Origin of the sequence: Sphingopyxis sp. MWB1 (genome assembly GCF_000763945.1) — a bacterium.
Taxonomy (GTDB): Bacteria; Pseudomonadota; Alphaproteobacteria; order Sphingomonadales; family Sphingomonadaceae; genus Sphingopyxis.
In genome coordinates this window covers 612,473-634,631 of record NZ_JQFJ01000002.1, presented here as the reverse complement: position 1 = coordinate 634,631, position 22,159 = coordinate 612,473, and the positions used below count along the sequence as shown (strand labels likewise).

Genomic DNA, 22,159 nt, shown 5'->3' with positions numbered 1-22,159 from the left:
CGGGGGCGGAGGCGGGCGTCACTCGCCTTAGCCCCCCCCCGGCCGGGCCGCAACCCGCGTGCCGCGGGTCCTCCATTGCATTGCGGTCCTGACGGATGCAGCCCGCCCGATCGTGCGGGTCTGCCGGCTCATTCCTGCCGTCCCCCTCCGCCCCCTTCCGGGCCGGGGTGCGGTGGTTGGAAGGAGAAGGGATATGAAACATCAGAAAGTCGGACGGCAGAGCCTCTATGCCGAGGTCACGAGCCGGATCATCGCCGAGCTAGAAGAGGGGCGGCTGCCATGGGCGCAGCCTTGGGACAGCGCGGCATGCGGATGCACCATGCCGCAGAATGCGGGAACGGCCCGCAAATATAGCGGCATCAACGTGCTGCTCCTCTGGGCCGAAGGGATTGCGAAGGGCTATGTCTCGCAGCGCTGGCTGACCTACCGGCAGGCGGAAAGCGCCGGCGGCAATGTCCGGCGCGGCGAAAAGGGCACCATCATCTGTTACGCCGACCGGTTCACGCCCAAAGCCGAAGCCGAAGCGGCACGCAACGAAGATCGCGACGCCCGGCAGGTGGCGTTCCTCAAGCGCTTTACCGTGTTCAATGTCGACCAGTGCGAGGGACTACCCGAGGATTATACTGCGCCGATGGTCAGCCCTGATCCGGTGTTGGCGATCGCTGAGGCCGACGCGCTGATCGCCTCGAGCGGCGCAACGGTGAATATCGGCGGCGGCGAAGCTTTTTACAGCCCGAGCCATGATTTTGTGCAGGTGCCGCCGCAGGCGGCCTTTCATGAGCCGATCAACTGGTATCGCACCGCGCTCCACGAGCTTGGCCATTGGACCGGACACGCCAGCCGCCTCGACCGCGATCAGAAGGGCGGGTTCGAGTCGGAGGCTTATGCACGGGAAGAACTGGTCGCCGAGATGGCGGCGGCGTTCACCTGCGCTTCGCTCGGCATCTCACCGACCGTGCGCCATGCGGATTATATCGCGTCGTGGCTCTCGGTGCTGCGCGGCGACGAGAAGGCAATCTTTCGCGCCGCGAGCGCGGCAAGCAAGTCGAGCGATTACCTACTCGCCTTTGCGGGGGACGAACAATGAGGCGCCGTGATCTCTCCACCGTCACGATCGAGGATCTGGAGCGGCGGTTGGTCATTGCGCTCGCCAAAATGAGCGCGCGGCAGGCCGACATCTTCCTGTCGATCCGCTTCGACCGCACTTCCTATGAGGAACTGGCGGCGCGGCATGGCGTCACCCTCGGTCAGGTCACGACCGACTTCGCCCGCGCGCTTCGGATCTGGTCGCGCTGCCTGCACGCGCGCTTCCCGTCGCTCGTCTGGCCATGGCTATAATCCAACTTCGATCCGATGGCGCTTGCCATCGGGTCGAACGGCTTTCTAAGGTCGGGTCCGACATGCGCAGCGACATCGATCATCTTCCCCCGCACAAGCAGCGTGAGCTCGAGCGTGTGGTGCAGATCATCTTCGAGGAGTTCGAGGATGCGCTGGCGCTCGCGACCCAAGGCTGGAAGAAGAAGGGGCGCATATCGAAGATCATCCTCTACGGCAGCTATGCGCGGGGCGGCTGGGTCGACGAACCGCACACCGCCAAGGGCTATCAGTCGGACTATGACCTGCTCATCATTGTCAGCGACAAGCGGCTTACTGACCGCATCGAATATTGGGCGAAGCTCGACGACCGGCTGATCCGCGAATTCGGCGTGACGAGGACGCTCCGCACGCCGGTCAACTTCATCGTCCACAGCCTCGACGAGGTGAACGCGGGGCTCAGCCATGGGCGCTATTTCTTCATTGATGTCGCACGCGACGGCATCGCGCTTTACCAGGACCATAACAGCGAGCTTGCCGAGCCCAAGCCGATGACACCGCACGCGGCGCTCGATATGGCGCGGGAGTATTTTGACGAGTGGTTGCCCGCCGCGACCGGCATGCTCGCGACAGCGCAGTTCAGTGAGCGCGAGGGGCGGCTAAAGGATGCAGCATTCCTCATGCACCAAACCGCGGAACGGTTATATGACTGCGTTTTGTTGGTCTGCAAATTCTACACACCCCACAGTCATAACCTAGCGTTCCTCCGGACACAGGCTGAAGGAATCGACGTGCGCCTGATCGACGCATGGCCACGTGAGGACCGCAAGGATCGCGCCCGCTTCGAGAAGCTCAAGGATGCCTATGTGAAGGCGCGCTACAGCAAGCATTACCGGATCACCCAGGAGGAACTTGCGTGGCTTGGCGAACGCGTCGAGCAGCTCGCGGCCATCGTGGAGGCCATCTGCAACGAACGTATCGCCGAACTGGAAAACACCGCGCGCGAGGCGGGTTAGGGAAAGTACACCTATGGAAGACCGTGAAACGCTGGTCACGCTGACCGCCGACATCGTTGCCGCGCACGTCAGCAACAACAATGTCGCCATATCGGATATCCCGCTCGTCATCTGCTCGGTGCACGAGGCGCTCGCCGGTCTGGCGTCGAACGCAGAACCCGAACCCGAACCGCAACAGCCCGCCGTCTCGATCCGGTCGTCGGTGAAACCCGACTATCTCGTCTGCCTCGAAGACGGCAAAAAGCTCACGATGCTGCGCCGCTACCTGATGACCAACTTCGGCATGACGCCCGATGAGTATCGCGCGAAATGGAATCTGCCGAAAGACTATCCGATGACCGCGCCCAACTATACCGAGAAGCGCCGCGCGCTGGCCAAGCAAATCGGCCTCGGCACCAAGGGCCGCGGCGGTGGCCGCAAGCCCGCAGGGCGCGGACGCGCCCGGACGAAATGACTATCGCCGCCGAGATCGAGGCGCTGATCCAGCGCCTCGAAGGCGTCGCGATCTGCGATGACTGCATCACCGACAGGCTTAATCTGTCGGTCCGCTCGCAGGCCAATGTCGTGACGCGCGGTCTCGGCGGCGTGGGCGGCTACGCCCGCGACAAACGACCCAGCGGATTCTGCAATACGGTCAAGACCTCGATATCGCATCGCCGCTGACGCCATCGGCGAACGCGCGTCGTCCCCGACGGCGCCATAGCGTCAGCTGCTGCTCGCGGGCTTCGCCGCGCAGCTTCGCCGCAGCCTCGACGAGCAGGCCCAAAATGGCCGCGCGATCGTCGCCTGTCAGTTCGACGAGACCGGCCTTGGCGACGAGGCCGCCAAGTTCGATCAGCTGGCGCGTGCGTTCGCGGCGCTTCACCTGCCACGCCCGCGTGTCATGCCGCGCCCGCTTCGCCTGAACGCGATTGCGCGCTTGCACCGCTCGCCGATGCGCGGCCCGCGTCGCTGCCAGCGCCTTTGCGAGCGCGGGCACCTTCACCGCGAAAGAATGCCGCGCCGCGCTTGCGCCACGCCTCCTTCCGCGCGGCGTCGGCCTGGGCGGTATCGAGCAGTGCGCCGGCAAGCTGTTCGATCGGCAGCGCATCGGCGCCGCAGGCGATCACGAGCTCGCCGAGCTGGCCTTGCTTCTTCGTCTTGAGCGCCTTCGCCTTGTCGGTGAGTGCCTGGAGTTCGGCGTCGTAATCACGCGGTTTGCGCATCGTTGGTCCTTCCATGAAATGGGGTCGGACGATCCAGCTATGCCGGGTCTCAGCGGCGAACAAGTAGCTGAAATCTCCCGAGACTTTGTGATCCCGAGCGCGATGAAATCGTGTGAGGGCGCGCTTATACGTCGTGCCGATGTGCCCGTTTTGCTGTAAATGGTACGGCGCTATGGCGCTTTACCACTTCTCGGCAAAAGTGATCTCCCGCAGCTTGGGCAGCAGCGCGGTGGCCGCCGCGGCCTATCGCTCGGCCGATCGGCTGCACGACGAGCGGCTTGGCCGTGCCCATGATTTCTCGAACAAGGCGGGCGTGGTTCACAGCGAGGTGCTGCTGCCCGAAGGGACAGACGAGCGCTGGCGCAATCGCGAACAGCTGTGGAACGATGTCGAAGCGGCGGAGGTCCGGAAGGACGCGCAGCTTGCCCGCGAGATCGAGTTCGCTATTCCGCGCGAGATGACCCAAGCGCAGGGGATCGCGCTCGCTCGCGAGTTCGTGTCCCGCGAGTTTGTAACACGCGGTATGGTCGCCGATTTGAATGTCCATTGGGACATCGGCGCCGACGGGCTCGCGAAGCCGCACGCGCATGTGATGCTGACGATGCGCGAGATCCGGATCGGCGAGGATGGAGAGGTCGGGTTCGGCGCGAAGGTGCGCGAGTGGAATCGCACCGAGTTACTCTCCCATTGGCGCGAGGCGTGGGCCGATCATGTCAACGAACGGCTGGCTTCGCTCGACATCGATGCACGCGTCGATCACCGCAGTCTGGAAGCGCAGGGGATCGACCTCGAACCGCAGCACAAGATCGGTCCCGCAGCATCGCGGATGGCAGGGCAGGGGCTCAAAGCCGAGCGGCTTGCCGAGCATCGCGAGATCGCGCGGTCGAATGGCGACAAGATCCTCGCCAATCCCGGCATCGCGCTCGACGCGATCACGCACAAGCAAGCGACGTTTACGACCCGCGACCTTGCGATGTTCGTCCATCGCCACAGCGACGGCAAAGAGCAGTTCGATGCAGTGCTGGGCGCAGTCAAATCCTCTCCCGAGCTGGTCGCGCTGGGCAAGGACGGGAAGGGTGACGAGCGCTTTACCTCGCGCGGCATGATCGAGACCGAGCAGCGGCTCGAACGCGCGACCGCAACGCTCGATGCGCGGCGACGTCATGGCGTCAGCGAACATCACCGCGAGCTTGCGATTGAACGCGCATTGGCGCGTGGGCTGAAGCTGTCGGTCGAGCAGCGCGGCGCGCTCGAACATGTGACTAGCGCACGCGGCATCAGCAATGTCATCGGCTATGCCGGGACGGGCAAGAGCGCGATGCTCGGGGTCGCACGCGAGGCGTGGGAAGCGGCGGGCTACCAGGTGCAGGGCGCCGCGCTGTCGGGCATCGCCGCCGAGGGTCTCGAGCATGGTTCGGGCATCGCCTCGCGCACGCTCGCGAGCCTCGAACATCAGTGGGGACAAGATCGCGAGCGGCTGACCGACAAGCATATCCTTGTCATCGACGAGGCCGGCATGGTGGGCACGCGCCAGCTCGAACGCGTCGTATCCGAAGCCGAGCGGCAGGGCGCGAAGATCGTGCTCGTCGGCGATCCGCAGCAGCTCCAGGCGATCGAGGCGGGTGCCGCGTTCCGCGCGGCCGCCGAACGCCACGGCGCTGTCGAGATCATCGATATCCGCCGCCATCAGGAGAACTGGCAGCGCGAGGCGACGCGCGAGCTCGCGACCGGGCGGACCGGAGAGGCGATCGGGCGTTATGCTGACGCTGGCTTTGTGCATGCAGCCGAAACGCGCGAAGCGGCGCGCGCCGACTTGGTCGATGCGTGGGACCGCGATCGGCAGGCTTCGCCCAACGCGAGCCGGATCATCCTCACCCACACCAATGATGAAGTGCGGGCGCTCAACGAAGCGGCACGCGAGCGGCTGAAGGCGAGTGGCGCGCTCGGGAAAGAGGTGACGCTCGCGGTCGAGCGCGGGACGCGCGCGTTCGCTGTTGGCGACCGCGTGATGTTCCTCAGAAATGAGCGCTCGCTCGGCGTCAAGAACGGGTCACTCGGGTCGGTTCAGGTAGTGAACGCGATGCGGATGGAGGTGCTGCTCGACGACGGCCGCAGCCTGGCGTTCGACCTCAAGGACTATGCGCACATCGATCGTGGCTATGCGGCGACAATCCACAAGGCGCAGGGGATGACCGTCGGCCGGGTGCAAGTGCTCGCGACGCCGGGGGTCGACAGCCATTCGACCTACGTGGCGCTGTCCAGACATCGCGAGACGGTAGAGCTATACTATGGCCGCGACGATTTCGCGAACCAGGCCAAGCTCGTCCGTGCCGCGTCGCGCGAGCGCGGCAAGGATATGGCGAGCGATTATCGGCCCCCAGAGGCGACGAATGCGGAGGTACCGAAGCGCAGCATCTTCGCCGGTCTCAAGCTAAAGCCCACGATCGCCATCAGCGCGCTCGGGAAGTCCGTCCCCGAACCGCAGCGCGATCCTCCAGCGAAGACTGTTCGCATTAACGCCCGCACGCTCGGCGCGGGTCCGGAGCGGTCGGCGCTCGACAAGGCTATCGAGCGCTATGCCCGCGCGCATCAGGATATCGCGGGAATGCACTCCAAGAATCTGTCGCCGGTCGCTCATCAGCGCAATAGCCTGGCGGCAGCAACGCGCGATCTTGACGCGCTCGGCAGCGATGGTGCCAAGGACCTGGCTTCGGCGTTGCGCAATGATCCGACTCTGATCAGCGAGGCAGCGAATGGACGCACCCAGCGCGCGATGCAGGCGATGCGCGCCGAGCGTGCGCTACGGATCGATGCCCCGGCGCGCGCCGACCGCTTCGTCGCCGAATGGCAGGCGCGATCGCGGCAGCTGCGCCGTTATAGGGAAGATTATGATGTTGCCCGCGCCGAGCGCGAGGGCGCGCAGCTCGGCGAGATGGCGAAAAGCCTGCACCGCGACCCGCAGCTCGAGTCGCTGCTGCGCAACCGAACCCGCGAACTGGGGCTGGGATCGCTTGAGAAGAAATCGCTGTCCCAGGCGCTCCACGACTATCTCGCGCCCTCGCGTTCGCGCGGGCTCGGCCTCTAGTGCGGGGGGATGAGTGACACCGACCCCGAGAACATCGCCCTCGACGCAGCCTTCGACCGGCTCTCGGGGCGCATCCACACGCTGACCGCGGCGTTCGACCGGTTCGGCCTTCGCCAGGACGAACTCGTGGGGCGCGACTATAGCGAGGATCTCGCGCGGATCGATCAAACTTGGAAGAAAGCGCGCGAGGTCTTCCAGAACCTTGCGGCCCGACCCGCGATGACACTGACGCCCGAGGTGATCGCCGACCAGATCGAAGTGGCGGGGCGGCGCGTTCGTGAAGCCGATCATGCCCGGTGGCAAAGCGCGCAGAATCAGCTCGAAGCGGTAGCCCGTTCTCTTGAGCAGAGGCTCGGCGCGGCGCGGACCCGCGACGAGCAGAACAAATGGATCGGCGTTGGCGCCGGGATCGCGGCCATTCTTGCCTTCTTCGCAGGGTGCACCATTCCGTCGGCGGTGAGCCGGGCAGCTCCCGAGAGCTGGCACTGGCCCGAGAAGCGCGCAGCGAGTCAGTTATCGCGTGATATGTGGAGTGCGGGCGTTCGGATGATGCAGGTCGCCGACCCCGACAGCTGGAACGGGCTGGCCAGAAGCGCGCGTCTTTATGACGAGAACCGGACCGCCATCACCGCGTGTGAGGAGCAGGCGCAGCGCCGCAAGAAGGCGGTAACCTGCTCCATTGGCGTGTCACCGAAGGTAGCGCCTTAGGCCTGGCAGCTTTGCGCCTGATGTCGGGCATACGTTGACTTTCGACAGTGCTCGAAAGCGGCCACTCCGTCCATGAGCCATGGCGGCCTCTGTTCTTCAGTTATCGAATTGCCCGATCGCATTTAGCTCGGCTATGTGATCGCGGGCGCAGGGAGGTAGAGCCGAACGGCGACACCGCATTGATAACTTGTGAGCGGCCAACCGAGGGTCCAATGAGGCCGAAGCGGCTGTCAGGCTTGATTTCTCGCGTTGATGGGCCTGTCGAGATTGTCCAGTTTCTCAAGATCGCAGCGGAATTAAATGGCAGCTGGATCTTGCACTTTGGTCTCAGCTCGCTAAACAATCACGCTGCTTTGGAAGTTGCGCGTGAGTCGCGCTGGGGTGATCGCGAATGCGAGCAATTGATCTCTACGCCGGCATCGGAGGATGGAGCCTCGGGCTGCGTTTGGCCGGCGTCGAGGTCGTTGCCTCTTATGAGTGGTGGCAGCCGGCGGTCGATACGCATAATGGCAATCACGGCGGCGCTCTGAAGCCGACCGACGTTCGCCAGTTGCAGGTCGATGATTTGCCGCCGGATATCGATCTGGTCGTCGGCAGCCCGCCCTGCACCGAATTTTCCTATTCGAACCGCGGCGGCGGCGGCGACCTCGACGAGGGGCTGAAGGACCTCGTGCGGTTTCTGGAAGTCGTCGCACATGTGAAGCCGAGGTTCTGGGCGCTGGAGAATGTGCCGCGCGTGGCGAAGGTGCTCGAGCGAGGCATGGCCGATCCGGACCATCCGCTTTATCGGTTCCGCAACCTCGGCATGCAAATCGAGATCATCGACTTCTCCGATTACGGGACGCCGCAGTCGCGCCGGCGCTGCATCGCGGGAAATATCCCATTCGAACTGATCAAAGCTTACCAGCCGCGCCTGCCGCGGCGGACCCTCGGCGATGTTGTTTCAGCAATCGCGGCTGACGAGACTATCGTCGATCCCGTCTGGGGTTGCGCGCTGGCGACGGCGACGGTGACGGAGCGGGAAAACGAAGGCGTCCTCAACGCGGAAGAGCTTCGCATGAACCGGGAGGCCAAGACCTATCATCCGGTTTACAACAACATGGCCTTCCCCGACGGGATGGATTTGCCGGCCCGGACCGTTACAGCGACCTGCACCCGCGTGTCGCGCGAAAGCATCGTCATCGGCGATAGCGTCCAAGGCTTCCGCCGGCTGAGCATCCGGGAACGCGCCTGCCTTCAGGGCTTCCCGATCACCTACCAATTCTATGCTCGCTCCTTCCCGGAAAAGGCAAAGATGGTCGGCAACGCCATTCCGCCTACCTTCACCTATCTGGTCGCACGGGCGTGCCAGGGGGTCTCGGCTGATGACTTGCTCCCATATGCGAGCGCCGGCTCGTACCTGCGGCCGCCCGAGATGGCGGCACCGGTGACTCCGCCGACGGCGCAAGGGCGCACCTACCCCGCCGGGCGCAGTTTCCGGGCCGCTTTGCCTGGCCTGCGTTTCAAGAGCGGCATGAGGTTCGAGCTTGCCAACGGACGCGGGCGGGAGCGAGACTGGCAAGTGCGATTTTTCTTCGGGCCATCGATCGATATTCGTGAGATCACCCTCGATGGCGAACTGCTTCGCGAGCTCCGCAGTTCGCCGTTGATCCGGACCATGATGATGGCGCTGGGCGTCGAATTCGCTAGGATCGAACAAATTTTGCAGACGAGCACCCCAGATGATCTCCAGGCGGCGTGGTCGCACCGGGCTGGCGGGCTTCGCCCCTATCAGGTCACGGATTTTCTGGGCGAACTGGCCGACAGGGTCCACGAGCGGCTCCGCTCCGCCTCGATCGATGACCAGCATGCGGTTATCGGCTATGTCATGGAGGCAGCGGCCGAGGGCGAGGTAGGCGACAGCATCCCGGGATCGAAAAAACTCACGACCCATGCGCTCGCAATCCTGAGCGGGTTGCTGGTCGGCGCTTGGTTTAACACCTTGCCCTGGCATCGCCTTGAGAAGTCCGCGGCCTAGTCAGATCAGAGCCGGACCGAAAAGGCTTTCAAAGGCTTTAAACGGGACCTCGACCTTTTCCCAACCCCCGGCACCGGCGTCAATTGGAACATGCGCCGCCATTTCGTCCATTCCGACACTCGCAAGCCTTGGCGGGGCGCACGACAAATCCCAGAGGTGAAACAGATGAAAGGGGCGATCGAGTGCGATCTCCCATTCGTGGCGGGTGAGGTGCAGCGACCCATTCCTCCCACTGCGGCTGGCCTTGACCTCGATAGAGAGAAAGGCGCGATCGTCTGTCGCCCTGACCGAAAGAACGTCGTAGCCGTCCTGATTGCTGTCAATTGCTATCCAGCGGGGCTTGGCTCCGGTGCGAGCCTCTTCATGGATCAGGGTCAATCGCTCCCCTTCGCGCCCGATGCTGACGAGCTGATCCTTCTGAAGTCCTCGGGCAATCGCTGCGAGCCAGTCCCAGAAGGCGACCACCTCGTCGTCCAGCGCGCCGGCCAGGCCTGCCTCGACGAAGACTTGGCGCACACCGACGGGGCAGAAGTTTAAAACCCGGGAACGGCCGAAGGTCGCATTCTGAAGCCAATCGGGATTTTGGGTGTCGACATAATGCAGCAGGATAGAGCGCAAGGCGGCTTCATACCCGTCGGCGTCGCAGACCTGCACTCCCGCCGCTGACGCCTGTAACTCACCCGCTTCATTTATGTCCAGCCAAGCCAGAGCTTCCGCCAGAGATAGGGCGGAGGCCGACGACATGCCGCCGACCTTGGGAAGGCCGGAAAGCAGGTCTGCTGCCGACAGGGGCCGCCTTTGCAGCAGGTCGAGAAGGGCAATGCCCGCCTGAGCCAGGCCGGGCGACAGGGCGAGCGTCACTTCGGCGAACCGAGATCCGCAGCGATCGCCCGGATGTCATCTACCTGGAGGCCGGTCACATAATCCTCGACATCCGCGGTGCCGACCTGGACGGGATCAATCGGAATGGGATCTGGAGCAAGCGACGAGTCATCGAGCGCCTTGGCCATCTCCCCGATCTTGAACCCAAGCCGGGTGCGGACGGTTTCATCAACTGTTCCGGCGCACTCGACGATTTCGATGATCGTTTCCTCGTCCTTCCCCAAGCCGAACCGGTGAATCCGGTCTTCCGACTGAAGATAATGTGCAGCGTTGAACGTGCGGTCCAGATAGATTGCGTGGTGGCAGACGCGGTGGAGGCTGATCCCCTCGCTGGCCGCCGCCGGATTGGCCACCATCACGCGGACGGTTTCATCGTCGTGGAACGCCTTGATCTTGCCTTCGCGAGTGTCGGCATCGTCTTCGTCGCCAGCGTCCACCCCGCCGTGGATGTAGACCGCGCCGAGGTCCGCCAACCGTGAGGCCATATATTCGACATTGCGGACGAAGGACGACCAGATCAGCACCTTGTGCCCCTGGCGTGAAAGCTGGCGCGCCCGCCGGAGCACATAGTCGAGCTTGGGACCTTCCCCCTCCGCGAGCACGGCCGCGAGAAGGTCGTGGTGAGCAAAGCCGATCTGGGCGGCGAGAAGCGAGGGGTTGGAGACGAACTGAAGCAGGCGGGACACGGAGCGGCCGAGGGCCCTGAAAGTCTGCTTGCCTTGGGCATCGAGCACGACCGAAGCCTCCCGCGCCACTTCCAGACGCATCAGCTCGTAAAGCTCTTGCTGGACCGGTGCCATCGGCAAGGAGATGAGATTGCGAGTGACCTCGGGAAGATCAAGCTGCCTCTTGTTGGTTCGCACATGGATCGGCCGCACCAGATCGACAACAGTCGCTTCCTCGGCCCGGACCTCGGGATAGAGAAACTGGAACTGAGGGAGCAGGTCGCTAACCGACTGGGGCATTGGCGTACCGCTCATGATCAGCTTGCCGACCGGCAGATGGGATAGCTCTATAATCGAGCGTCCACTCGCGCCGCTCACACCCGACTTGATACGGTGACTTTCATCCAGAAACACAAAGGTTCGATAGCGGGCCAGATGCTGCGCAATCAAATCCTGGACCCGCGGAAGCTGCTGATAGGTCATCAGCATCAGCGGCGGGTCGTCCGCAAGACTTGCTTGTATGCGGTCGCGTCCGCCGCGAAGACGGACAAAGCTACCAGCGGTGTCCCCCAGGCACTCCTGAATCTGTTCATCCCATGCCGCGAAGGCATTTTTCGGCGCGATCACGAGCAACCGATCGCCTAGCTGTGCGCGAAGGGTGAAAAAGGCAAGCGCTTCGGTTGTCTTCCCGGCGCCTGGCACCGAAAAGGTCGCGGCCGCCGGCAAGGCGGCGAGGCGCGCCACATTCGCGCCCTGGTGTTCGGAAAGGGAGCGGCCGAAGCCCGAGTTTTCGAGCGAGGCTTTCAGCGCGTCGAGAGACAATGGTGCGGCGCCCGACGCGGCTCGGTAACTTGCAGCTGCCCGTTGGGATTGCTGCAAAAGGGCCGTGGCTTCAGGGGTGATGAAGAGGCCAGTTCCGAGCTTCAGTCCGTTGGCGCGAAATACCTGCAGGAACTGGTCCCGGGACCCGACGAAAGCCCACCAAGGGAGGGAAAAGCCTGCAACGCCTTCGAGCGTCGCGTCCTGGCTCGCGTCATAGGCGACCCGTGTGAGCATTGCCGTCCAGGTGCTGACGCTCTCACCCGCTTCCCAGGTAAAGACGGCCCGGCCATCCTTCGCGCGATAAGCAATATTAAGCACGTGTGGCCAAATACGCGCGAATAGCGGCGGCACGTGCCTCGATCTCATCGAGTTGCTTGGCTACGCCGGTGATCTTGGATTCGGGTCTGAGGCCTTCCTTCGCGGCTGCCGTCAGGAAGCTGTTCGCTTTGGCGCACTGATCCAGGAGATACCCCGCCTTCTTCACATCCTTTTTGACCTGTCGCTCGGTCTCCAGAACCTCGCCGATCGTTTCGCGAGCCTGTGTGCGTTGATCGGGATTCCGCAGGGCCTGAATCAGTGATGTCTGCTGCACATCGCTTTCATCGCCTTTGTCGCCTCCAAACAAGTCGCCCAGACCGTCGTCCGGCGCCGTCATATCGAGGTCCATTTCACTGGCGAGGCGTTCGACGACCTTGTCGAGGTTGGCCGCCAGTTCCGGGATCGCAATATAGAGACGGCCAACCGAGGTCGGATCGTCGATCAGGGCGAAAGCGGCCTCCTTGAAGATTTCCTTCCGTCCAACGCCCGTGAGCTTCGATCGGCTTTGAGCAAGACGCTGGAAGGTGTGCTCCTGGCCGGAGACTTCCGACCACCTATTCGCCTTGTCCCGCGACCGGAGATACTCGTCGGCATAGGCGCGCATGTCGAGCAGCTGGGCGAACTCGGTGTCCTTCATCTTGTAAAGTTTACAGAGCTCTTCCGCCTTGATGTTGTCGCGCTCCATCTTCGCAATCATCATATTGGCCTGAGCATCCCAGCTATAGTCCGCCCGAATGTCCTTCTCGATCTGGAGCTGCGCCTCCAGACGATTAATGTCTTTCTCCGTCGCATGGGGAAGGACGACCACTTCGATATGCTCGAAATGACTGTATTTCTCGGGATCGTCGTGCAGGAGCTGGCGCCACGTCGACAGGCGGCGGTTGCCATTGACGACGAAACCTTCCTCGTCGAGCAGCAACGGGTTCACCTGCTTGTGGGCCGCATCTTCGAAATAGCCATCCAAATCCGACAAGCGACCGAGTTTCAGCAAAAGCTCATGCTGAGCCTCTTGCGCGTCCCACATCTCGGGATCGCCGGAAAAAAGATCGGAGCGAAGGTCCGGATTGAGGGCGAGATGTTCGACCTGCAGCGAGGCTGTTCGTCCATTGACCAGGCGATATTTGGGGAGATCGATCGGAATGCGGATGATCGGCAGGTCTTGGTTGAGGCCCTGAAACACGACCCGGTCCGTTGCAAGGCCCTTGATCTGTAGTCGAGCCTCGAACTCTTCGAGGCGGGCAGGACGCGGCCAACCGAACCGCGATCCTTTCGGTGTATCGGGCAAATCCATCTCCGGCATATTCACTCCAGTGCGACGATCAGCGTCGGAACATAATAGACCTTGCGAAAAATCTCGAGCTCGCGCTCGAGCCGCGCGGCTTGCGCGATATTGTCGCCCATCGCTAATGCGACGGGCTGGGATGGCAGAACGAAAACCGCGCCCTGGATGGCATCGTCGAGATACATCGTCTGCAGCTTCATCAAATCCGCGTACATACGCGCCATATTACCGGTCTGAAGACAGAGGCCGACATTCTCGCGCATCGAGGTGATGCTCATGTCGGACCCGCGCGAGACAGTCACTTCGCTCGACCAGCCTCTCGACCGAAGCGCCGCGACGAAATGATCCCGAATGCGCGGGGCCGCACCGCGTTCAATACGAACCTCGACCGCCGCTGCCGCCGCGAGGACGTCATCCAATATGTGGGGCGGGATGCGTTCCGAACCGGCGCAGTGACTGTGCAGCGAAACCTTCATAATGATGTCCAGTTGAAAAATGTGCCCAAGGAAGGCGCGCGCGTCTACAGAATCGCGCGACGTATCGCCCCCAATGTGGAATGACGTAGCGCAGGTCGGCGGTGTTCAAAACATCCAATGTGCACCAATCCGAACAGCAGTTGATTTTAGAACAACCGGGTCAGAATAGTTGACGGGAGATGGCGATCTTCCAGCCGGTCGTTAAATTGTCGCCGACGACGGGATTGCCACCGCGATCCCGAGTAACGATTAATGATCCCAGCGGGTCTCGGTAGCGAGATATTCCCAGATTACGGTTTTAACGATGACGGCGTCAGACCAGTCTATAGAATAGCGATAGCGTCCAGGCTCGACCGTGAGCCAGCCGCCGACCATGGCTTGCTCGTCGAAAAGCTGTACGGTCATGCGGCTACCGACCTCCGGCCAAACAGCAAGCTCCCCGTCGGAACCAGCGGCCTCAAAGGTGTCGCGTTGCTCGGGACTCAGCTGCTCGAGAGGCACGAAAGCGACGTGATCGGGCGCCTCGAGCAGCGGCTCACCGATCTCGTGATACGCGTGCCCACGAGCGTTTTTGACCACGACGCGCGATACCCGCTCAGGATCGGGATAAAGGGTGAAGGGGGCCACGTTTTCAAACAACAACAGCTGTCCGTCCGGCCTTCGCTTAAGGGCCCGAACCACGTTGCGGTTGCTCCGCAAAATCGCCGCTGCTTCGGGATGGCTCTGCGGATCGGGGTAGAGACTTCCGGCCATGACCGCGTGCAGGACGCAGAGAAGATAATTCTCGTCGGAGGAGAAACCCGAGTTACACCGACGGCAAACGACAACCTGCGGCAGGTAATCCATTACACCGCCCGCGCCCTTGTCATAATTTGCGCCACGCTCCCGAAGAGCTTTCGTCAGGAGCGACTTGGTCGGAACATGATCACGATTGCTTTCGATATCAGCGATCGCGGCGCCGCAATGAATGCACCAGGTCTTTAGTCGATCATCTCTGAAATCTTCATGCTCTCGCACCTGCCCATTCCCCCTTCAGAAGCGTCCGTTACTCTCGATATCAACTATAGATGGAGAAGAATTACGAACGGTGACCTCTCACCAGGCCTATTCGAAAATGACAGTATATTTTAGCCCGAATTGGGGAACAATCGGGAGTGCAACTGTGCAACCACCTTGATAGGGCAGGGCAATGATGAAACAGGTCTCGATGATGCCTCATTGCTCGATGGGCCGTTGCTTGCCGTCCGGCACCGCAAGGCCAGCGCCGAGCCGGTCCGCCTTGAGGTATGGGGCCTTGCGAACATGAGTGACCACTTTTCGGCGGGCCATCCCGCAATCAGCGGGAGATTTGGTGGCGCGGCGAGCGTAGCGCGGCGCCTGCCGCGCTACGTCAAGACCATCTGCCGGGCGTCTGTTGCATTGCCTCAGCGCCCCTCGCGCTGAATGTCGCGCGTCGTGAAGGTCGGTCGGAACGCCGCCTGCCCCTGTGAGAGCGGGGCGAAGTACAAGCATTGCTGCGGAAGACTTGATGGTGAGCCGGATTTTGCGGCCCGCCTCGACGCCGCGATGTATCGATCGATGAACGACGACGGCGATGAGCGGCAAGCGGCGGTGGACGAGCTTCGGCGCCTGCGCGCGCTGCCTACCATCGATGGCGCCGAGCGTCAAAGCGCCGAGATTCTTCTTGTTCAGGCTCTACAGCGGATCGGCGATCATCATGGTGCACTCGCCCTGCTGAAGGAACTCGGTCCGGCAAAGAATAAGACTGATGCTGCAATGCGCATGTACTGGCGGGCGCGGTCCTTCGAGCGGCTCGCACGCTTCGAGGAGGCGGCGGCGACGTTCGATAAAGTCCTCCCGAAGCTGCGTGCGCATGTGCCCGAGCAATGTCACTATTATCTCATTGAGATCGGACGTGCCTATCTGATGGTCGACCGCGTTCAGGACGCCGTTAGCGTGTGGCGGGAAGCCGCCGACGTCTTCGAAGCACGCGGTGATGACGAGGAGCATCTGCAGCGCGTGCGCGCCAATCTCGGTGTCGCACTGCTGCGGTCCGTCGATCCCGATGAGGTCGCCGAGGGCGAGCGCATTCTGTACGAGACCTCCGACGCGAAGGCGCTCCTGGGTGATGCCGAGGGTCTGTCGAACAATTATTCGACGCTGAGCCTCCATTATATGCGTCTTGGCCGCTGGGAGCGCGCGATTGCCTTTGCTCGCCGTGATCTCCGGCTGACCCGCCTCATCGGTGATGCCCACCAGCTTACGGCCACGCTCGGCAACCTTGCGGTTATCTATATCAAGACCCTCCAGCTCTCGTCCGCACGGCGATGTCTGCTCGAAGCGCGCGATATCGGCACCCGTCTCGGCCACGACCATACACTCCGCATGGTCGAGGCGAATCTCGCCGCCGCCGCCGAGGCAGGCCGCGAGGCGGGCAAGCGGGGCATCACCGTAGGCGAGGCGGCGCCATGCGCGTGCGACAGCGGCAAGATTTTCAAGGATTGCTGCGGCCGTGCAGATTTCGAGCCAGATACGCCGCTGATCAATTTCGACGAAACGCCGAGCTCGGAAGGCCTCGTCTTTCGTCACGCGCGGTCGCGCGGTGACCGGGGGCGGCTCGACACGCTCCTGGCTCCCGGCCCGACCGATCGGTTCAGTTGGACCACCGCCGAAGGCCATGACGGCTGGATGAGCGTGTCGGAGCTCCCCGACGTCGCAAACTATCATCTGAAGGCCGCGCGGAGCATGGCGGCCGCGGCGACCGATGCCGGCCTCACGCGTTTCGACGAGCCGCTCGCCGCCTGTGTCCTCTCGGTTTGCGGAGCGGAGGCCTTCATCAACACGCTCTGTTTCTTCATCGACGAAACCGCAAAAGGCACCGGGGCCGATGCGTCGTCGCGTCTCGGCATTGCCGCCGCCATCGTTGGCGAGCCACTCGCCTACCAGCGCGGCACCGAACTCACGCTCAAATGGGCCGCCATTGGCGCGGCACTTGCCGGGCCTGAATGGATCGCACCGGACGCGTGGCGCGCGTTCACGACGCTGGTCTCGATCCGCAACGAACTCGTCCATTTCAAGGCGGCCGAGTTCGAGCAGGTCTCGCCGGCGCCAAAGCATCTACATGAAATCTTGCGGCGCCTACCGCCCGAGGTGGAGCTTCGCGACGTACCGCATAGCTGGCCCGCGCGCCTCCTGAGCGCATCGTTCGCGCGCTGGTCGGTCGCTACAGTCGATGCCCTGCTCGCTGCACTGAAGGAGGGCTATGCCAAAGCAGACGAATAGACGCGGGCTCGCGGTGGACAATCCGGAACCAAACTGCACAAGCTACCAACGGCAACTCCGCTAACTTGTCTGCTGGCCTGAAAGTTGCCTGAACTGAAACGGCCATCCTGACCAAAGGCGGTCGACAAGAAAATGCGCTTGCCCATGATTAATCACTGGTGTTTAAGACGTCTCAGCACGCATTGGGAACCGAACCGGTCTCGCAAAACGGCCTTGGGGCTACGATCGGGGCTCGATTTTGATCGAAATCGGATAATTTTTTTCTGTTTCAATTCATAGCTTTAGAGGCGGGTTTCCCGCTACCCGCTCCACTTGCTTCATGACCAAATATATCGAAGCCGCCGCAGGATGGCTTCCTTCAAGCGTCCTATTATCCGCGCGGTCTCCACCCGGTGCGGTGCGGGGTCGTCGCGGGTCCAGCCATCAAATTGTGCGGGGCGGAACAGCGCCTTTAACAACAGCAAAGCGGTGCCGCCTCCCTTGCGCAGCGCGCCTGCCACACCGCCGCCTTCTTCCGACAGTCGGTCGACTTCGGCGAGCAGGCTGCTTTTCCTTATTCGGTAGTCAAAGGAACCGGGGTCGGCAGCTGCGCCTTGTCCTGTCCAAAGCCGCCACAGCATCAAGGGAAAATCCGCGCCGGCCGCGAGCGCCAGCGGCAGCGAGCCCCAGAAACGCGGATTAACCTCCAACAGCACATGCGCTCCGCTGCGGCGGTTTTGCCGAAACTCAAACATGGCAACGCCCGTCAGCCGGGTAGCCCTGCACAATCGCTCGACATCGCGCTGCAGCACAGGGGAAGGGGGTTCGCCGACCCGCCGCGAGCTACGGCCCGTGGCGCTTGATTGCGCTAGCCGCCGATGTTGCCAGGCGAGGCGGATCGCGCCTTCTTCGGCCAGCACCGACAGGCCGACGCCCTCGCCATCGAAAAATTCCTCGACGACAATTTCGCGCCCCGCCATTTCGGCGAGAGTCGGCACGAGCGCTGCGCGATCTTTGATCATCCGCACGCTGGCTTTCGCTTCGCGTCCGCCTATCAGATAGGGGGCGCTGGGTTTGATAATCAGTGGAAGGGCCATGTCGTCGAACGCCGCGCCAGCGGCGGGATCGGCAGTGGTCGTCCGCCCCGGGCAAATGGCAACGCCCTGTGCCTCTGCCAGCGCGCGCGTTGCCGCTTTGCTGGAGAACGCCTGTCGCACGGCGGGTGACGCGATGGCAAAGGCCGCAATATCTTCGCCTTCGCCTTCCATCCGCGCGGCAGCCACGGCCAGCAGGTCGAGGCTGCTGTCGCTGCTCGGAATGATCAACCGATAGGCCTCTTTCCGAACCAACGCGATCAGCGCCTCTACCCAGGCTTCGGGCGTGGTCAGATAGGGGGGCAGCGCGTGAACCCTGTGGACATAGCGCGAGGCAAGACCCGGATAATCCTCTCCGCATGTGGCGACATCGACCATGATAGCCGCGCGGCCCAGCGACCGGGCGATGGACAGGAAAACGCCGATATCATCGGCAATCACCAAGGCTTTTCCCCGGCCCGGATGGTTTGTGGCGCCACCTGCGGCTGTGGCGGGTAATTGCCGGGTGGCCCCCGTCATTCGCGCCCGCCGGACACCGTGGATATGCTGGGCGCCCGTCGGCGGATCTTGCGCCAGACCATCCTGCCGATGGCCCACAAGCCCGACAGGCTGAACGCATGATAGGCGGTTACTGAATAAAGCGGCACCCGCTCGTCCATCCAGTCGCGCTTATAGCCATGATCGCCATAGCCGAAATCGACCATCGCCACCTTTTCCTCATCCAGGGCATGGCGGAACATGTGGTGGGTTAAAATCGTGCCCGCGCTCAGCTGCTTGGCATCTTCGCGATAGGACAGCAGGTGAATGATCGCCACCCCATCCTCAATCGTCCATAATTGCACCGCAACCGGCTGTTCCTCTCGATAGGCCAGCCCGATACGCAGCGTCCCCGCATCGGCTTCGCACGCGAAAAAATCGTGGGTCAGTTCGGGCGTTCCGTCGGGCTTTTTCCAGCAATTGTCGAATATGTCGGTGACATGCGACCAGATTTGCGGCGTGATCTGTCGGTGGATGGTGCAGCTGAGCTCACCTTTCTTCGCCTTACGCCGATAGGTGTTTTTCAGGCGCGAAGGCCGCTTGGTCCAGTAATCGGAAAAGCTCTGGCCGCGCGTGTCGATCCGCCAGGATACGCTCGTCTCCTCGCGCCGCGTCAGCCAGCCGCGCTGCCGCAAATGGGACAGAAACTCTTCCATCGGTCCCGTTCGCTCCAGCCGGATATGGCTGATCCCCGCCGCCCTCAGCCCATCCACCAGCGCCTCAAAAGGCGGGCTCGGACCGTCGGTGACAATGTCATAGCGCAGACAATACCAGTTGCTCAGCGAATGCGTCGACGCCCTATCATGGTCGAGGAACAGCCAGCAGGCCGACGTTCCCGCTTCGGCCTTGATGACCAGCGCTGCGCCGTCGCATGTATGTTTTTCCGCAATGGCGAACCACAGCGCGCGGTTGAACATCCACGGCTGCCGCGCCCGGTCGAGCGCGCCCCCCGCGTCGTCGATCGCTTCGTTCAAGTTCCGGAAAATGCGGTATGTCTGGGTCATGAGGCTTTGGTTGGAAGGGAAAAGGCGCGGGGCTAGCGGCGTTTTATTAATTTTCTTCCGCCTCGCGTGAACGGATGGAGCTTGCCCACTGTGCCATTATGTTCCAGTCGGCTAGCGTAGCTGCAGCCCGGTCCAGCCCCAGATGATAGCGTGCAAGGCACCAGCTTCCTGTCAGGAACAGCGCCGCCGCCCAGCTTTTTGCCAGATCCTCGATCGACAGGCGCAGCAGCATATCGTGCGGCACCACCGCATCAAAGATCATCATCACCCCGAAAAACATCACTCCTGCCGCTGCCAGCAGGGCGGCGCGCAGCGGAATGTCGATCCGCCGTGCCAGCGCCAATATCAGCCCGGCCTCGATCAGTGCCCATGCCGCCATGATAAAATGGTCGCCAATGCCGATGCGATAGGCCAGCGCTTCGTGTAGCTGGAACCGATCGTCAAAGGCCAGAAAGCTCAACATTCCCGCTTGCGACCATAAAAAGGCGTGGGTCCGGGGCGCAAGCTCTGCGTGGCCGGAGGTTGCCGTAAAAACAAGCAAAAGTGCGGCCCCGGCCAATAAAAATGTACTCAGCGTCGTGTTGATTGCGAAAAAGGGGCGGGTCCCCTCTATGTCACTGAAATAGTGTCGAATGAAATCCTGCGACGTATTGGCCTCGGCAATCATCAGCGCTGCCGAGTAAAATGCCAATATCGCAAAAAATGCCCAGCTAGTTGGCCGCATATTATCCCACCGGTCAAAGAATTGAGATGCTTAGAATTTTTTTCCTAACGCTCCGTTATCGCTATAAAATCTTTAAAGGATTGCGCTAGTGGGAAAAGGGGAGGCGCGGCTTTACCCCCTTAGATGTCCTAATATGTCTCCAGCCTTCTCATCGCATTTGTGGGGCGGGCGTGGACGGTCAGTGAATGAAGAATATGAATAGCTCCCACGCCACCCCATCCGGCCAGCTTTATCGCAGCGCCGCCATCGCCATCGCCATCGCGTGGGCGATGCGGCTGATCGGGCTGGTTTCGGTCCTCATTCTCGCGCGGACGCTGACCCCGGCTGATTTCGGCGTTTTCGCGCTGGCCATGGTGACGCTGGCGATCGTCGATATTTTCTCCGCGCTCGGCTTGCGAAAGGCCTTGCTGCGCGTCCCCGACCCGGACCGGTCCTATTATGATACGGTCTGGACGATCCAGCTCATCCTTCTTGCGTTTCTGGCGTTCGTCCTTGTCGCGCTGGGCCCGGTCATGGCGTCCTTCTATCAGGAACCGGCGCTTGCCTGGATCATCGCCATATTGGCCAGCCGTTTCCTCTTCTATGGCCTTGCCAATATCGGCATCGTTGATTTCGAGCGTAATCTGGAACTGGGGCGCGACCTGAAAATGCGTCTGGTGGTGCGCCTTACCAGTTTCGTCCTCACCGTCGCGGCGGCGCTTATCCTGCGCAATTATTGGGCGCTGGTGATCGGGGCGGTGTTGCAGGGGGCATTGCATTGCATCGCTTCTTATATATTCCACCCGTTTCGACCGCGTTTTTCGTTCCGGCGCCGGGCGGAAATGCTGGGACCATCGCTGTGGATGTTCCTGGCTGCGGCGGCGCAGACGCTGCACAGCGAAATGGAACGCTTCGTCGTCGGCCGGATCGGTTCCTTTGGTACGACCGGCTTTTATTCGGTGTCGCGCGACCTTTCGTCCATCTTCACCCATGATATTGCGACCGCGCTCAACCGTGTAACCTTTGTCACCACGGCGCAGACAGGGACGGCACTGGGTCAGGCGCCGCTGCGGCTTCAGTCGATGCTCGGAACCTATGCACTGCTCGCCGCGCCGCTGGGGCTGGGACTGGCCGCGACGGCGGAAAATGCGGTGCATGTTCTGCTCGGAAAACAATGGCTGGGCGCCGCGCCCTTTCTCCAACTCATTGCCCCGGCCTCGGCGGCTTATGCAGTGTTCAAGCTGATAATCTCGTGCCTCCAGGCCAGCGGGCGCGCGCGCTTCGCTGCTTTCCTCGCCATGGGTGCGGCGTTCCTCGCGGCTGCGGCCATCGCCGTCGCGGTGCTGCTGGGGGCGAAGCCGCTTGAGGTTGCGGCGGTCGCCTTGGCTACGGTGGCTTTCTCCCTCATCGCCGCCATCGCGATACTCGCGCTGGCCGAACGCATCGGTATGGCAGGGCTGATGTTTGCCACCGCGCGCCCCTTCCTTGCCGCCGGTGTCATGCTGCTCGCCATCCGGCTTCTCGGACCCTGGACCGGCTCGCCCTTGTTCGCGCTGTGCACTGCCGCCGCTACCGGCGCCATCACCTACGCCGCGACCACCACCCTCCTATGGCTGATCACCGGCCGGCCGCCGGGCGCCGAGGCCAATGCCCTGACGCTCTTCACTACGCAGTGGCGCCGTCTGCGAGGCGTATGAATATGGGGGAAAATATCTGCAAGGCGGAAAGCGGACACCGTTCCGCCCTGGCGCGCTGCCGTCACATATGCCA

At 62.4% G+C, this 22,159-nt stretch carries 20 protein-coding genes; 10 read left to right on the top strand and 10 right to left on the bottom strand.

What is annotated here, in order from left to right; genetic code table 11:
- Nucleotides 1-193: 193 nt before the first annotated feature.
- The 5 genes from JV18_RS0103885 to JV18_RS0103865 all read left to right on the top strand — a co-directional run bounded on the left by JV18_RS0103885 (nucleotide 194) and on the right by JV18_RS0103865 (nucleotide 2,993).
- The gene (locus tag JV18_RS0103885) at nucleotides 194-1,087 is read left to right on the top strand and encodes an ArdC family protein (protein WP_033073485.1); all 894 of its coding nucleotides are present in this window, start codon (nucleotides 194-196) and stop codon (nucleotides 1,085-1,087) included.
- A complete protein-coding gene (locus tag JV18_RS0103880) occupies nucleotides 1,084-1,338 on the top strand; it encodes a sigma factor-like helix-turn-helix DNA-binding protein (protein ID WP_033073484.1) in 255 nt (84 codons plus the stop codon). Before JV18_RS0103885 ends, JV18_RS0103880 begins: the two co-directional genes overlap by 4 nt.
- A 62-nt stretch (nucleotides 1,339-1,400) precedes the next feature.
- The gene (locus JV18_RS0103875) at nucleotides 1,401-2,330 is read left to right on the top strand and encodes a HEPN domain-containing protein (RefSeq protein WP_033073483.1); all 930 of its coding nucleotides are present in this window, start codon (nucleotides 1,401-1,403) and stop codon (nucleotides 2,328-2,330) included.
- Between the two features lie 13 nt (nucleotides 2,331-2,343).
- Complete coding sequence (locus JV18_RS0103870; RefSeq protein ID WP_033073482.1) at nucleotides 2,344-2,784, top strand: MucR family transcriptional regulator; 441 nt, start codon at nucleotides 2,344-2,346, stop codon at nucleotides 2,782-2,784.
- Nucleotides 2,781-2,993 carry a hypothetical protein gene (locus tag JV18_RS0103865; RefSeq protein WP_033073481.1) on the top strand — a complete coding sequence of 71 codons (213 nt, stop codon included), beginning with the start codon at nucleotides 2,781-2,783 and terminating at the stop codon, nucleotides 2,991-2,993. The genes JV18_RS0103870 and JV18_RS0103865 overlap by 4 nt, the downstream gene beginning before the upstream one ends.
- Here the strand turns inward: JV18_RS0103865 and JV18_RS0103860 are convergent.
- Nucleotides 2,965-3,195: a conjugal transfer protein TraD gene (locus JV18_RS0103860; RefSeq protein ID WP_033073480.1), complete on the bottom strand. Its 231-nt coding sequence runs from the start codon at nucleotides 3,193-3,195 to the stop codon at nucleotides 2,965-2,967. The two genes, JV18_RS0103865 and JV18_RS0103860, sit on opposite strands and share 29 nt — an antisense overlap.
- Before the next feature lie 16 nt (nucleotides 3,196-3,211).
- Complete coding sequence (locus JV18_RS0103855; protein WP_144243858.1) at nucleotides 3,212-3,535, bottom strand: conjugal transfer protein TraD; 324 nt, start codon at nucleotides 3,533-3,535, stop codon at nucleotides 3,212-3,214.
- A 172-nt stretch (nucleotides 3,536-3,707) separates the two neighbouring features.
- Here JV18_RS0103855 and traA point away from each other — a divergent pair, with 172 nt between their 5' ends.
- The 3 genes from traA to JV18_RS0103840 all read left to right on the top strand — a co-directional run bounded on the left by traA (nucleotide 3,708) and on the right by JV18_RS0103840 (nucleotide 9,345).
- A complete protein-coding gene (traA, locus tag JV18_RS0103850) occupies nucleotides 3,708-6,620 on the top strand; it encodes a Ti-type conjugative transfer relaxase TraA (protein WP_033073478.1) in 2,913 nt (970 codons plus the stop codon).
- Nucleotides 6,621-6,629: 9 nt separating this feature from the next.
- Nucleotides 6,630-7,328, top strand: coding sequence for a DUF6118 family protein (locus JV18_RS14585; protein ID WP_052071717.1), 699 nt, complete (start codon nucleotides 6,630-6,632; stop codon nucleotides 7,326-7,328).
- Between the two features lie 391 nt (nucleotides 7,329-7,719).
- The gene (locus JV18_RS0103840; RefSeq protein WP_033074919.1) at nucleotides 7,720-9,345 is read left to right on the top strand and encodes a DNA cytosine methyltransferase; all 1,626 of its coding nucleotides are present in this window, start codon (nucleotides 7,720-7,722) and stop codon (nucleotides 9,343-9,345) included.
- Here the strand turns inward: JV18_RS0103840 and JV18_RS0103835 are convergent, their stop codons facing one another.
- The 5 genes from JV18_RS0103835 to JV18_RS0103815 form a co-directional block, all read right to left on the bottom strand.
- A complete protein-coding gene (locus tag JV18_RS0103835; RefSeq protein ID WP_033073477.1) occupies nucleotides 9,346-10,206 on the bottom strand; it encodes a DUF3883 domain-containing protein in 861 nt (286 codons plus the stop codon).
- Nucleotides 10,203-12,032 carry a DEAD/DEAH box helicase gene (locus tag JV18_RS0103830; protein WP_200879066.1) on the bottom strand — a complete coding sequence of 610 codons (1,830 nt, stop codon included), beginning with the start codon at nucleotides 12,030-12,032 and terminating at the stop codon, nucleotides 10,203-10,205. The genes JV18_RS0103835 and JV18_RS0103830 overlap by 4 nt, the downstream gene beginning before the upstream one ends.
- The gene (locus JV18_RS0103825) at nucleotides 12,025-13,332 is read right to left on the bottom strand and encodes a hypothetical protein (protein ID WP_144243857.1); all 1,308 of its coding nucleotides are present in this window, start codon (nucleotides 13,330-13,332) and stop codon (nucleotides 12,025-12,027) included. Before JV18_RS0103825 ends, JV18_RS0103830 begins: the two co-directional genes overlap by 8 nt.
- A gap of 2 nt (nucleotides 13,333-13,334) precedes the next feature.
- Nucleotides 13,335-13,790: a BglII/BstYI family type II restriction endonuclease gene (locus tag JV18_RS14810; RefSeq protein ID WP_081944669.1), complete on the bottom strand. Its 456-nt coding sequence runs from the start codon at nucleotides 13,788-13,790 to the stop codon at nucleotides 13,335-13,337.
- Between the two features lie 249 nt (nucleotides 13,791-14,039).
- Nucleotides 14,040-14,807: a hypothetical protein gene (locus JV18_RS0103815; RefSeq protein ID WP_033073475.1), complete on the bottom strand. Its 768-nt coding sequence runs from the start codon at nucleotides 14,805-14,807 to the stop codon at nucleotides 14,040-14,042.
- A 426-nt stretch (nucleotides 14,808-15,233) separates the two neighbouring features.
- Between JV18_RS0103815 and JV18_RS15570 the strand changes: the two genes are divergently transcribed.
- Nucleotides 15,234-17,072, top strand: coding sequence for a tetratricopeptide repeat protein (locus tag JV18_RS15570; protein WP_081944668.1), 1,839 nt, complete (start codon nucleotides 15,234-15,236; stop codon nucleotides 17,070-17,072).
- A 317-nt stretch (nucleotides 17,073-17,389) separates the two neighbouring features.
- Here JV18_RS15570 and JV18_RS0103800 read toward each other — a convergent pair whose 3' ends face one another.
- The 3 genes from JV18_RS0103800 to JV18_RS0103790 all read right to left on the bottom strand — a co-directional run bounded on the left by JV18_RS0103800 (nucleotide 17,390) and on the right by JV18_RS0103790 (nucleotide 20,149).
- Nucleotides 17,390-18,586 (bottom strand): carboxylate--amine ligase, encoded by a 1,197-nt coding sequence (locus JV18_RS0103800; RefSeq protein ID WP_235303327.1) that lies wholly within the window; start codon nucleotides 18,584-18,586, stop codon nucleotides 17,390-17,392.
- Nucleotides 18,587-18,660: 74 nt separating this feature from the next.
- The gene (locus tag JV18_RS14575; RefSeq protein ID WP_081944667.1) at nucleotides 18,661-19,686 is read right to left on the bottom strand and encodes a GNAT family N-acetyltransferase; all 1,026 of its coding nucleotides are present in this window, start codon (nucleotides 19,684-19,686) and stop codon (nucleotides 18,661-18,663) included.
- A 46-nt stretch (nucleotides 19,687-19,732) separates the two neighbouring features.
- Nucleotides 19,733-20,149, bottom strand: coding sequence for a hypothetical protein (locus JV18_RS0103790; RefSeq protein ID WP_144243856.1), 417 nt, complete (start codon nucleotides 20,147-20,149; stop codon nucleotides 19,733-19,735).
- 455 nt (nucleotides 20,150-20,604) lie between these two features.
- On the opposite strand from JV18_RS0103790, the gene JV18_RS0103785 reads away from it, so the two are divergent.
- The gene (locus JV18_RS0103785; protein ID WP_160174158.1) at nucleotides 20,605-22,086 is read left to right on the top strand and encodes an oligosaccharide flippase family protein; all 1,482 of its coding nucleotides are present in this window, start codon (nucleotides 20,605-20,607) and stop codon (nucleotides 22,084-22,086) included.
- Nucleotides 22,087-22,159: the final 73 nt, after the last annotated feature.